11 protein-coding genes are annotated in these 12,291 nt (G+C 59.5%); 4 read left to right on the forward strand and 7 right to left on the reverse strand.

Annotated features, from left to right (window positions below):
* Position 1 precedes the first annotated feature (1 nt).
* Positions 2 to 1,312, reverse strand: coding sequence for an AAA family ATPase (locus tag KCX59_RS14515; RefSeq protein WP_179017145.1), 1,311 nt, complete (start codon positions 1,310 to 1,312; stop codon positions 2 to 4).
* The gene (locus tag KCX59_RS14520; RefSeq protein ID WP_179017144.1) at positions 1,309 to 1,953 is read right to left on the reverse strand and encodes an SAF domain-containing protein; all 645 of its coding nucleotides are present in this window, start codon (positions 1,951 to 1,953) and stop codon (positions 1,309 to 1,311) included. Before KCX59_RS14520 ends, KCX59_RS14515 begins: the two co-directional genes overlap by 4 nt.
* Positions 1,954 to 2,108: 155 nt before the next feature.
* Here KCX59_RS14520 and KCX59_RS14525 point away from each other — a divergent pair, with 155 nt between their 5' ends.
* Positions 2,109 to 2,330 (forward strand): helix-turn-helix domain-containing protein, encoded by a 222-nt coding sequence (locus KCX59_RS14525; RefSeq protein WP_178996945.1) that lies wholly within the window; start codon positions 2,109 to 2,111, stop codon positions 2,328 to 2,330.
* A 6-nt stretch (positions 2,331 to 2,336) separates the two neighbouring features.
* Here KCX59_RS14525 and KCX59_RS14530 read toward each other — a convergent pair whose 3' ends face one another.
* Positions 2,337 to 2,915 (reverse strand): hypothetical protein, encoded by a 579-nt coding sequence (locus KCX59_RS14530; RefSeq protein ID WP_178996946.1) that lies wholly within the window; start codon positions 2,913 to 2,915, stop codon positions 2,337 to 2,339.
* A 149-nt stretch (positions 2,916 to 3,064) separates the two neighbouring features.
* Between KCX59_RS14530 and KCX59_RS14535 the strand changes: the two genes are divergently transcribed.
* Positions 3,065 to 3,841, forward strand: a complete 777-nt coding sequence (locus tag KCX59_RS14535) for a LysM peptidoglycan-binding domain-containing protein (RefSeq protein WP_179017143.1) — start codon at positions 3,065 to 3,067, stop codon at positions 3,839 to 3,841.
* A 154-nt stretch (positions 3,842 to 3,995) separates the two neighbouring features.
* Positions 3,996 to 4,418 (forward strand): Rv3235 family protein, encoded by a 423-nt coding sequence (locus tag KCX59_RS14540; protein WP_256871372.1) that lies wholly within the window; start codon positions 3,996 to 3,998, stop codon positions 4,416 to 4,418.
* Between the two features lie 95 nt (positions 4,419 to 4,513).
* On the opposite strand, the gene secA is transcribed toward KCX59_RS14540, so the two are convergent.
* Genes secA through hpf form a run of 3 tightly spaced genes read right to left on the reverse strand, consistent with a single transcriptional unit; the run spans position 4,514 to position 9,339 of the window.
* On the reverse strand, positions 4,514 to 7,249 hold the full coding sequence (gene secA, locus KCX59_RS14545; RefSeq protein WP_091468578.1) for a preprotein translocase subunit SecA: 2,736 nt from the start codon (positions 7,247 to 7,249) through the stop codon (positions 4,514 to 4,516).
* A gap of 42 nt (positions 7,250 to 7,291) precedes the next feature.
* Positions 7,292 to 8,581 carry a winged helix-turn-helix domain-containing protein gene (locus KCX59_RS14550; RefSeq protein ID WP_179017141.1) on the reverse strand — a complete coding sequence of 430 codons (1,290 nt, stop codon included), beginning with the start codon at positions 8,579 to 8,581 and terminating at the stop codon, positions 7,292 to 7,294.
* A 29-nt stretch (positions 8,582 to 8,610) separates the two neighbouring features.
* Positions 8,611 to 9,339: a ribosome hibernation-promoting factor, HPF/YfiA family gene (gene hpf / locus KCX59_RS14555; RefSeq protein WP_026005453.1), complete on the reverse strand. Its 729-nt coding sequence runs from the start codon at positions 9,337 to 9,339 to the stop codon at positions 8,611 to 8,613.
* Positions 9,340 to 9,957: 618 nt separating this feature from the next.
* Between hpf and KCX59_RS14560 the strand changes: the two genes are divergently transcribed.
* Positions 9,958 to 10,239 (forward strand): hypothetical protein, encoded by a 282-nt coding sequence (locus KCX59_RS14560; RefSeq protein WP_256870813.1) that lies wholly within the window; start codon positions 9,958 to 9,960, stop codon positions 10,237 to 10,239.
* A 350-nt stretch (positions 10,240 to 10,589) separates the two neighbouring features.
* On the opposite strand, the gene KCX59_RS14565 is transcribed toward KCX59_RS14560, so the two are convergent.
* Positions 10,590 to 12,251 (reverse strand): LpqB family beta-propeller domain-containing protein, encoded by a 1,662-nt coding sequence (locus KCX59_RS14565; RefSeq protein ID WP_179017258.1) that lies wholly within the window; start codon positions 12,249 to 12,251, stop codon positions 10,590 to 10,592.
* Positions 12,252 to 12,291: the final 40 nt, after the last annotated feature.

Below are 12,291 nucleotides of genomic sequence, written 5' to 3' on the forward strand. Positions count from 1 at the left end.
CCTAGCGCTTAAAGAGGCGCAAAGCTCTGATAGTTCGACCAAACGAATTGCGATTTTGCTGGACGGGTGCACAGACCAGGCTGGCTATCGCCATCCTAAGAGGCGAGTCAGGCGCCACTTCCAGAAGGACTGCACCTGCAAGCAAAGCTGCATCACACGCCACAGAGTCCGCCGGAAGGTAGGCGTCCACCCCCGCTCCCGGACCATAGCGGTCCCAGGCGTCACCCAGTTGCTGCCTGGGCGAATGACCCACTGCCGAACGCTTCACTTTGTTCAGCACGACACGGGGAGATACTTCCGGAACCGCGGACTCAAGCTCCGCCAGCCCTCTAACCAATCGCGGCACTCCAATGGCATCCGCCGCTCCTACGGCGAACACAACATCAGCCATTTCCAAACTGCGAAGCGTCGCGGCGTTCCGCCGCGGAGCCATGGTGTCAAAGCTGAGCTCTTCATCGGCTTCAAGGCAAAAACCTGAATCCACCACCACATGATCCGCAACTTGCCTGGCCCTTTCGAGGACCATCGAGACAGCCCCCGCCCTTAACTCCGTCCACCGGTCCGCCCTGGTAGTTCCCGTGAGTACACGAAAGGTACCGGCCTTCGTGTAAACAGGCATGGCCGCCGACTTGAGTGCCTCGATATCGAGCAAACCCTGGTCCGCCAGCCTGCAGGCCTGGGCAAGACCCGCGGACTCGTCCAGCAGCCCAAGCACCGCTGACACACTTGCCCCATAGCTGTCAGCATCCACGAGGATGACGGACTCGCCGGCTGCGGCCAGCTCCGCCGCGATGTTGACCGCCAGAAGAGTCCTGCCAGGTGCGCCGACCGGTCCCCACACGGCAGTTATCTGGCCTGACCCCCTTGGTGTGTCGTCGACGGATTCCGCCGCAGCCTCCAAAAGCACACCCGCCCCAGGGTCTGCGAATCCTGCGTCCCGACCAGCCAAAGGCTGGCTACGTGGACCTTCGCGGTCCACGGCCTCCGATATTTTGGCCGCCAGGTCCGCGGCATCGATGCCGGTCGAAGCTGTCACGGCGCCTATGGAGTGCAGGCGGTTCGCCTCAGCGGGATCATCGGTCAAGGCAACGATGGAGACGCCGACTGCTCCGAGGCGATCAACCAGTGTGGTGGTGAGTTCCTCGCAACCTTCCGCTACCACAGCCGCCACTGCGAGGCCGCTTTGGCAAGCAGCAATCAGTTCAGCTAGCTCTGAACACCGGCGCACCACCGTCACCGGTCCGTGCAGGCGTTCCAACCCGCCGACTACAGCTTCCTGTGCGGAACCAACGGTAACGACAGGAATGCTCACCGAACCACGCCCGCAGGATTCCAAACAACCGATACCTTGGCCTTGTTTGCTTGGGCACCCAGCAATTTTGGCATTTGCTCATCAGTTACCAGCACCATCACCACGGTTGTTTTCGCAGCACCCAACGCAGAAGAGCCGCTGGTCATTCCGGCAATCTCCGCACTGGGCAGAAGTAGCCGCGGTTCCTCAAACGCTTGATTCGAACCCGGCATGGCAACCCAGACATCAACCCTGGTGCCTGGAACGGCCTGAGCGGGCAGCTCTTCGTCCATGGCAATGGCTACTGGCTTACGGTCGACGGCATCGGCAGACCCCAGGCTTGCCTGCGGGACCAGCTGATTCTTTGCTACCCGCTGCAGCGCAACCTTGCCCTCAGCGAAGCCGTGTTCCACTGTGACATAGCTGGGCTCGACTTCATCCAAACGGACCTTGACAATGGATAAGTCCGCTTCCGTGACCACCTGACCTACGGCTATGTCTTCCCGGGCCGAGTAGACCTGCGTAGTCCTGTCAGCCGAACCAAGCAACGCAATGACTCCGGCCACAGACCCCAAAACCAGCAATACGCCGATGAGCAGCCGGGGATCCTTCCACGATGGCTTCTGTAGCCTTGGAGCTGCAACGCCCGCACTCTGACCCATTTTCCTGCTCCCCCACTTTGAGTTATGGCACGGCCGATGGCACCTGCCTCCTCATTCTTACCGGCGTCTTCCCCAGCGCCAAAGCCATTGGCCGCAAACGGGCCGAAACTGTGGATAACTATCCCAAAAGCAAACAAGGGTGGCAAAATGAAGCCATGCCCCGATTCCTGACTCTTGCGGATGTCGCAGAACAACTCCAAATCAATTCGCCTCAGGCCTATGCCCTGGTTAGAAGCGGCGAACTGAAGGCCATACAGGTGGGAGGGCGGGGACAATGGCGCATCGAGGAAAAGATGCTTGAGCAGTACATCGAGGATCGCTACACAGAGGCCGGCCGCATGATCGAAGAGGCGAAGAACAAGGTTCATCAGCCTTAGTTGCCGCTACCCCCTGAAGTCTTGGTTCGCCCCAGAGCAAAGCGCTGCCAATGAACTGAAAGGGATGGTCAGGACAGCGGCTATATTGCCGGCCCGGCGTACTTCACCGTGCGGAACAACTGTGAGGTCGAAATGGTCACGCCCCACCCTGTCTATGACTCCATGCAACTTGTACCCGTCGCCCGTCCGCACCTTCAGATGAACTACCAGTTCAGAGCGGTCCTTTGACAGTGCCCTCAGTGCTGAGGCAATCCCCAATGACTGCTGTATCCGTGACGAGGGCTTCAGTGCCAGCCGCCCCAATCCCTGGTAGGAGAGCACAGACGCGTAAGGCACCAGCCACTGTCGCGCACCCTCGGTCAGGACCAGCCACTCGCTGCCCGCATGACCTAGCACCCCTCGGATAACGTTGCCGTCAACCAGAACGATCTTGATTTCGGCACCACCGGCCCCGCGGAGGCGATCGGCCAGATCGATTCCCGCGAGCTCAACCCTGGCCCGATCTGTTATCTCAGATTCCTTCTCCAGGGCACGCCCTGCAGAGAATTGTGCTTCCAGATCACCAAAAAGAGAGTCCCATCTCATGTAGTCAGACTAGGCTGCAGGAAGAAGCAAGGGCAACCTGTCGGTTCGGGAAACATCGCGATTGGACAAGAGGGCGCAATTATGTTCAAAATAGGTTCAGCAGGTCAAACTGCATCAAATTGCGTCAACTAGAGCTTGGGGGCTTTTGAATGGCACGAACATTGCGCAGAGACTCCACCCTCGCAGCATCTGTGCTTGGTCTGGGACTGCTCCTGGTTCTTGTAGGAAACCTGCTCCTTGCACAATGGCAAGCTGCTGAGCGACTTAATCGCAGATCCACGTTTGAACATCTTCTCGGTTTTGTTGCCTGCGCTGCCGGGATTGCGATAGTAGTTTGGTGGGCGCTCTCCCTCTTCATCGCCTTCATGGCGTCGCTACTGCACCATGCAGGGCACAGGAAGCGTGCCGACTCGCTTTCAAAGTTCAGCCCTGGCTTCATGCTGCGAATCGCCGTGGCGCTCATGAGCCTGAACCTTCTGGGCGCAGGGGTCGCTCAAGCGGATACCAGCCCGCCTGAACCAGGTTGGCATCATGCTTCCTCCGGCAAGACGGCCCACGCGCAGCCGGCGTGGAAGCCCTCTTCCGTGGACCGCGCATTCTCCACCCCGGCATCTGTAGACGAAAACGATAAGGCCGGCAGTCCCGCCACTGATCCGCGGTGGCAGCCTCAACCTCCTGTGGTTGATCCAGGACTTCTGAGCCGCCAGTCCTCCCGTTCATCGGCACCAGCCGGCGATGCCAGCGTTGTCGTCAAGGGTGGTGACTCACTGTGGTCCATTGCGGCGTCCAGGATGGGACCCTTCGCAACTGACGTGGACGTCGCACTGGCCTGGCCCAAGTGGTACGCCGCCAACCGTGAAACCATCGGAAGTGACCCAGCAGTGCTGCTTGCCGGGCAGGTTCTGCAGCCGCCCTCGCCGGGCTAGCAGTAAAGGGCTCGTGCCCGCCATTTCCACAGACGCGCCCGCTCAGGGGCAGCCTCCACCTATCAACACCGATTCCTAGAGTCATCCCAGCAGAAGCCACCGAGCAAAGCGTCCCCACGCTGAAGCTCATGTAGTGAATGCCTGAGGTATGACCATGACCGTTGCAACAGCGAACCGACCATCAAGCCGTCGGAGCACAAAACGAACAACCCCGGCTTACGGCCCGGGGGGCCCGGACATCGATGTCCGGCTTTTGGCCAGGAGCATCGCGCAGGCAGCTTTGGAGGTGCTGGCCGGCACCCGTCCGCTGCAACAACTCTCCCGCTTACTGGATTCGGAGTGCTACCTGTCCCTCCAGCATCGGGCAGCCCTCACACGAAAGCACGCAGCCAGGACCAGGGGCAATCCGCAGCCGCACCTGAGCCCCATGGTCCGCTCTGTTCGGGTCTGTTCAATATCCGAAGCCATTTGCGAGGCGAGCATCGTAGTGGCGGAAGAGCAACGTTGCCGTGCCGTAGCCATGAGGCTGGAGCGGTTGGACGGAGTTTGGCAGGTTACCGTACTGGAAATTGGATAACTTCAACGGCAATATTGCGCCGAGGCAGACAAAAGGGTGAACCCTGGACCATTAGCCAAGGTTCACCCTTTTCATTACTGCTTTGCGAGACCGGTTCAGCGGCGCTTCTTCTTGGCCTGCTTGCGCTGGTCCTGGCTTGCCGCTTTCGCAGGATTGCCGGAGCGGCCTGAAGCCCGCCCCTCAATGCGCGTCTGGGTTGCTCCGTCTTCACCTGGCGCGGTGTACTGCAGCTGCGCCGGCTTTTCCGGCGCTTGGAGGCCTGCCGCACGGATTTGCGGGTCGTGGTGCTCGGTGTGCGTGCCAGCGGCGTCCGCCACCACCACATCTTCGGCAGGTGTTACCTCAACTTCGAGGTTGTAGAGAAAACCGATGCTCTCCTCACGGATGGCTTCCATCATGCTTTGGAACATCACAAACCCCTCGCGCTGGTATTCCACCAGGGGATCACGCTGGGCCATTGCACGAAGACCGATGCCCTCCTTGAGATAGTCCATCTCGTAGAGGTGTTCCTGCCACTTGCGTCCGAGGACCGAAAGCACAACCCGGCGCTCGAGCTCACGCATGCTCTCAGAACCGATTGCCTCTTCACGTGCCTGGTACACGAGCCGGGCATCAGAGAGGATTTCCTCCTTGAGGAATTCCGCAGTGACCCTGGACTTGCCGCCGGCTTCGTCAATGATTTCCTGTGCAGTCACTGTTGCCGGGTACAACGTCTTGAGGTTCGCCCACAGCTGGTTGTAGTCCCAGTCGTCGCCCGATCCTTCAGCAGTAGCGGCGTCAATGAGTGCGTTGATGGTGTCTTCCAGGAAGTACTGGACTTTCTCGTGCAAGTCATCGCCCTCAAGGATCCGACGCCTGTCGCCATAAATGGCTTCACGCTGACGATTGAGGACGTCATCGTACTTGAGGACGTTCTTACGCTGCTCGGCGTTGCGGCCCTCCACCTGGCCTTGCGCGGATGCGATTGCACGGGAAACCAGCTTCGACTCAAGGGCAACATCGTCAGGCACCGAACTGTTCATCAGACGTTCGGCCGCACCTGAGTTGAACAACCTCATGAGGTCATCTGTCAGCGAGAGGTAGAACCGGGATTCGCCGGGGTCACCTTGCCGTCCGGAACGTCCACGCAACTGGTTGTCGATCCGGCGGGATTCGTGGCGCTCGGTTCCAAGCACGTAAAGTCCGCCAAGGTCCAGAACTTCTTCATGCTCGTCCTTGACTGCCTGTTTGGCTGCGGCAAGTGCCGCCGGCCACGCGGCCTCGTACTCTTCGGAATTTTCCTCTGGATCAAGGCCGCGCTTGGCAAGTTCGGCAATGGCAGTAAATTCAGCATTGCCGCCGAGCATGATGTCAGTACCGCGGCCAGCCATGTTGGTTGCTACTGTCACCGCGCCCTTTCGCCCGGCCTGCGCCACGATGGACGCCTCCCTTGCGTGGTTCTTGGCGTTCAGTACTTCGTGCCGGATGCCTTCTTTCGCCAAGAGTTTGGAGAGGTACTCACTCTTTTCGACGCTAGTAGTACCTACCAGCACAGGCTGGCCGTGCTCGTGACGTTCGGCGATGTCTTGAACAACAGCATCGAACTTAACCACCTCGTTCTTGTAGACGAGGTCCGGCTGGTCGATACGCTGCATGTCGCGGTTAGTGGGAATGGGAACGACACCAAGCTTGTAGGTGCTCATGAACTCAGCGGCTTCGGTCTCAGCCGTACCCGTCATGCCGGCCAGCTTCGAATACATGCGGAAGTAGTTCTGCAGCGTCACCGTGGCGAGAGTCTGGTTCTCCGCCTTGATCTCGACGTTTTCCTTGGCTTCAATAGCCTGGTGCATGCCTTCGTTGTAGCGCCGCCCGGCAAGGATGCGGCCGGTGTGCTCGTCAACGATCAGGACCTCGCCGTCGAGGATGACGTAGTCCTTGTCCCGTTTGAACAGTTCTTTGGCCTTGATGGCATTGTTGAGGAAGCCAATCAGCGGGGTGTTGGCAGATTCGTAGAGGTTTTGTATTCCCAGGTAGTCCTCAACCTTTTCAATACCGGCTTCCAGCACGCCCACGGTTCGCTTCTTCTCATCGACCTCATAGTCGACGTCAGGCTGCAAACGGAGCACGACTTTGGCAAATTCGCTGTACCACCGGTTGGTGTCCCCTTGCGCGGGACCGGAAATGATCAGCGGAGTACGCGCTTCGTCGATCAGGATGGAGTCGACCTCATCCACGATCGCGAAGTTATGGCCGCGCTGGACGAGCTCACTCGAGTCCCAAGCCATGTTGTCGCGCAGGTAATCGAAGCCGAATTCGTTGTTGGTGCCGTACGTGATGTCAGCGGCGTACTGTTCGCGGCGGACGGTGGGATCCTGGTTGGACAGGATGCAACCACTGGAGAGACCAAGGAACCTGTAGACGCGGCCCATGAGTTCGGACTGGTACTCGGCAAGGTAGTCGTTCACCGTGACAACGTGGACACCCTTGCCCGAAAGAGCGTTAAGGTAGGCAGGCGCTGTAGCAACGAGGGTCTTGCCCTCACCTGTTTTCATTTCCGCGATGTTGCCCAGGTGCAGGGCGGCGCCACCCATCAGCTGCACGTCGAAGTGCCGCATCCCCAAGGTCCTGGACGAGGCTTCGCGCACAGCGGCGAAGGCTTCCGGAAGGAGGGATTCCAGGGATTCGCCGTCTTGGTGACGGGACCTGAGCCGGTCCGTTTCCTCGCGGATTTCAGCGTCCGAGAAGGACTTGAAGGTGTCTTCCAGGGCATTGATGGAATCGGCATAGTTCCGCAGTGTCTTGAGTGTCTTTTTGTCACCCGTGCGGAGAAGTTTTTCGATTAGTGATGCCACGTGAAATTGCTCCCAGTCTCATGCTGCCGAATTCTGGCTGTTTCAGTCTACGGGAGAGACCAGCGCCACGTTGCCGGGTTCCCCTCTGAGCGGACTGCCCGGTTGGACGCATTCTTCCGGCGCAGCATGACCTTTTGCCACCGCCTCGGAAAGCGCTCCGGCAAGGTCCCCGACCGGCCACACCACCACTTCCTGAAGGCCGAGCCATGTAGCCATGAGCCTAAGTTCCTGGGCTAGTTCGACGGCGGTGTCCACCGGCGCGTTCATCTCACCAAAAGCGGAGCGCACCAGGAGCTGACCGGATGCCCGGTCCGCCTTAAGGTCCACTCTGGCTACGATGGCGTCCCTGAGCAGGAACGGCAGAACATAGTAGCCAAACCGACGTTTGGCGGCAGGGGTGTAAATCTCAATCCGGTAATGGAATCCGAACAGTTCCTCGAGTCGCCGTCTTTCGAAGACCAAGGAATCGAAAGGACTCAGTAGCGCCCGGCCCGCGGCCTGTCGTGGCAGCTTGGCATCAACATGCTTGTAGGTTTCCCGGTCCCATCCCCGAACCACAACAGGCTCAAGGCGGCCGGCCCGGACCAAGCGTTGTACAGAGCCTGCACCTGCTTTCAGGGGTGTCCGGAAGTAGTCTGAGAAGCACCTCACCGTGCCTATGCCGTGGGCTTGGGCGGCTGCTTCCATCAGACGATCCAGGGACGCTTCGGCGTCGACTGCGGACGGAGTGACGTGTGGAATGACCCGTGAGGTCAGGGCATACTTGCGTTCAAATTGCGATGTTCGCGAAGCAGCGGAAATCCGCCCTTCTTCGAACAGGTGCTCCAGCACACGCTTGACGATGTTCCAGTTCCAGCCCCAGTTGTCACGTTCCGGGTCTTCATCGTGTCCGAGCTTTAAAGTCAGTTCGGATGCTGTCATCGGGCGTCCTACATTGAGGGCGTCGAGGATTCGATCCTCCATATCCTGACGTACGGCCGGATCCAGGCCATGGGCACCCACCCAGGCCCGCTTTTGCCATACGAGCAAGTCCTGAAAGTGCTCCGGTCGGATAAAGCTTGCCTCGTGTGCCCAGTACTCCATCATTTTGCGTGGATTGCGGCTTGCCATCGATTGGAGGATGAGGGGATCGTAATTACCCAGTCGGGAAAAGAACGGAAGGTAGTGGCTACGTGCCACGACATTAACAGAATCGATCTGGACAAGCTGTAGTTGGGCAAAGGTGCGGCCCACCGCCCGTGAAGTCACGGAGCCGGCGGGCCGGACCTTTGCCAATCCTTGAGCTGCCAATGCGATCCGCCGTGCCTGTGACAGGCTCAGCGAAGCGGTCATTGAAGTCCCTTCGTGCTTAAGGTGAGGCTTTACTTGGCTGTGGCGGCCTGATCATCGGATCGGTAGGCGTGGATCTTCTCTTCCACTGCTTCCTCGCCGGGCTCGCACGTGGAGTCGAGGGTGATGACACCGTAGGTCCAGCCACTACGCCGATAAACAACCGACGGTGCGTTGGTTTCCTTGTCCAGGAACAGGTAGAAGTTGTGTCCGACGAGCTCCATGTTGTCCACAGCGTCATCAAGGGTCAGCGATGCTGCAGGGAAGACTTTCCGGCGGATCAAGACGGGAGAGTCACCGGCCGGAATGTCGTTCTCGATGTCATAGGGTGAGCGCTCGTCTGCCTGCGGCGCGGACTCCTGGTGGTTGCTTGCCTCTACATAAAGCGGCTCACTCGCACTGGCTGGCTCAAGTGTTGCCGTGGCTTCCCGCACAGCCTTAGGCGTATGGCGGCCGTGGTGCACCTTCTTGCGGTCCTTCGCACGACGAAGCCTCTCAAGCAGCTTGTTGTACGCGAGATCGAATGCAGCAAACTTGTCAGCGGCTGTGGCCTCGGCACGGATAACGGGGCCTCTGCCCAGGACAGTCACTTCAACGGTGAGTTCGCCAGGCGTCTGCCTGGGATTGGTTTCCTTGGAAACCTTGGCGTCAACCCGCTGGACCTTATCCCCCAGCGATTCAATCTTTGAGATTTTTTCGCCGGCATATTCGCGAAAGCGGTCAGAAACTGTGAGATTTCGTCCGCTGATCATGAACTCCATGGTGCCCTCCAATAACTCAGGTGACACGACAACGACGCTGTTGGGGGCTTGTCTGACGGACAGTCGAGCCCCTTTCCGAGCCGCTATCGACAGGTACATCTGTTCTTGGTACCCACAACCGACGTTAGTTCATCGGCACCCGTTATTCATCCTTTAGCCACTTAATTTTTGATTGAGTCTTAATGCCTGCATCAGGTGGTCCTCTGCAGCGACCGAGGCGTAGGCTGGTGGCCTCGTGGCCGCGAGCACAACAGCGCCGGAGACTACCCCGCCGGCAAGGGTAACCGCCCGCGCTGCCTCAGCCAGCGTTGCCCCGGTGGTGAGGACATCGTCAACGAGGATGCATCTCCTGCCCCTCAATTCTTTGCCTCTTCCCCTGCGTACCCTCATGGATCCCCGGACCCGGCGAGCCCGTTCGCCTCTTCCCAGCCCCTTTTGACCACCGCTTCCACGTTCCACGGGGATACGTCCCGACACTTCCCCAAAAAGCCGGGCTGCCGCTTCCCGGACGGCTTGTGGCGCAGCCTTAATCACTGACGGATCCCCCCGCCGCTCCAACACGTCAATGACTGGGCAAAAGGGCAGCATCCGGCGCATGCGTATGAAAAAGAGCAGAAGATGCAGAGGGCTGAATCCGCGCCTGCGGTAGGCCTTTCCGCTACTGGGGACAGGGATGAGGCAATAACCGGACCGGCCACCGATGGCAGTCACCACGGCTTTGCCAAGGCAAGGACCCAGAACAGCCGCCAGCCGCCATTGACCGTGATGCTTGAAAGAGAGGAGGCACTTCGCCAGCTCATCCCGGTATGCCCCCGCTGCTACCACTTCGATCTTTGCCGTGCCGTCGACGTCAACCAATGCCGGCGACTGCTGCTCAGCCCTGAACGGCTGCTTGCATAGGTGACGGACCTTCCTTGCACAGCTGCCACAAAGTACCGCGTCTTCCATCTCACAGCAGACACAGCCGACGGGAACCAGCACAGCCAGAAGGTCAACCAGTGCCCCCTGCAGAGCGGCAAGGGCCCTACCCGTTCTTCGTTGGTCCGGGCCACGACGACGCGAACCGCCAGGTTCGGGCGGATCAAGGTCAGGGTCGACATATTGCCGGGTCTGCCGTGCACGGAACCATGAGCTACGGACGGTAAAGGTCACTCTTCAGCTTTACCGTCTGGTCTTTCCCGCAGAAGGCACACAGCACGCTATGTGCATAAATAATCGGATTCCATGGAGCGGAGCCCCTGATACAGAAGTCAGCCTGGAAACGCCGGTTCTGTTGGGCCTTTTAGCTGAAGCTCCCAGCCGTTTCCGACGCGTTGGAAGATGCCGGCAGCCGACTGTCCGTAGATTTGCTCAGCTCCGTTTCCGACGCTGAGGCTGGTCAAGCCGTCCCACGGTGCCAACTGCTGCGGTTCACCCGATGCCAGCGACAGCAACTCCGGAACCACCGTCGAAGAGGCCGAACCGGACATCACGGCCACCGTAGAGCCATTGACCCAGGCGCCTTGGTCGGCGGCTGAATTGCTCAGCAGTGTGATGGGGAGCGTGAGGTCCTTCGGAACGCCGTCGGGGTTCCGGACTATGCCCGTAATCTGCACAGCGGACTTACCGTTTGCCTCGGAAATGACCAGCGCCCTGGTCCCCTCCCTGGAGACCCGGAAGTCCTTGACTGTTCGTCCCGTGAGCCAGGCCGGCGTCATGGTGACGCTGGGAACGCCGGTACCCGGGGCTGTGCCTGTGGGCTTGTAAGCCACAACTTCGGCTGCCCCGTTGGCACCAGGGCCCGCTGTCCACACCCAATCGTTTGGGCTGAAGGAAGGACCAGTGAGGGTACTTCTGGTAGTTAGTTGCCGCGCAGGTTGCCCCGGTTCGATGGAGTAAAGCGTGGTTTTATCGCCGTTGAGGAAAGCGGCTGTCTGGGACACCGGCGACTCAGCGGGCGAGTGCGGCCCCAGACCGGCCACCGATTGAATGTCCGGCAACGGAGTAATCCTGTTGTTCTCGTACCGCACAAGATCGCCGTTGTTTACTGCGATCTGGCGGGCAGGAACGCTCTTGTCCAGCACTGGCGGCAAAACAGTGCCGTTGTCTTCCACGCGTACCAGATCCTGATCGGCGCGAAGTTGAACGTTGATGACATCGGGCTGGCTACGGAAGGTCAGCGCTAATTGGTTTTGCATCCTCTGACGGTCCTCCGCCGAGGCGTCGAATAGCTCCTTGGCAGAGAGGTCCACCTGGGCTGCACCGGAGACAACCGGAACAGATTCGCGGGCGAGCTTCATTCCCGATGGGAAGGCACTGACCACTGCCCCGCGCAGGTAGGGGGCGGGGCCGGCAAGCAGGGCACTGGTCATGGACTTCACTGTGTTCTTTTTAATGAACCAACGGTAGTCCGGCACTGCGTAAGTGAACGTCGGGTCATAGAAGTAGATGGGGTTTGCCCCGTAGATAACCTTGAATGTCTCCTCCGGAATGGCCGTACCATCAGGAACCTTAGAGATCCGCCATTCGCCTTCCACCTGCTCAAGCGTTAGTGGAATGGTCTCTTTGGTACCCGGCGGGAACTGGGTCGCCACGCCGTCTGCATCCACCGAATATGCGAGATCGAGTTCGTAGAGGTATTCGTTTTCACCCGCTGCTTTGACTACCTGTGCCTCGCGGAAAACGATCGCACGTTTGTCCGGTTTCCACGTTACAGACTGCGCTTGCGTCAGGTACTGACGAGCCACGGGATAGTCATCCTCGTAGCCGCTGCCAGCCATGTAGAAATCCTCGATCACAGTCTCCGGGCTGGAACCGGCGCGCGGTGCAGCAGGGAAAAATACCGGTGCGTTGGGGTTACCGGCGCCTTCGTCTTTGCTCTTTCCGACAGGGCCGGAGCGTGGAATCTGCGCGCAGGAAGCCAGCATGACCATCAGCACGACCAACAGCGCAACGATTGCCCTGGTACGCCCG

Source organism: Paenarthrobacter nitroguajacolicus (genome assembly GCF_051027655.1).
GTDB lineage: Bacteria > Actinomycetota > Actinomycetes > Actinomycetales > Micrococcaceae > Arthrobacter > Arthrobacter nitroguajacolicus.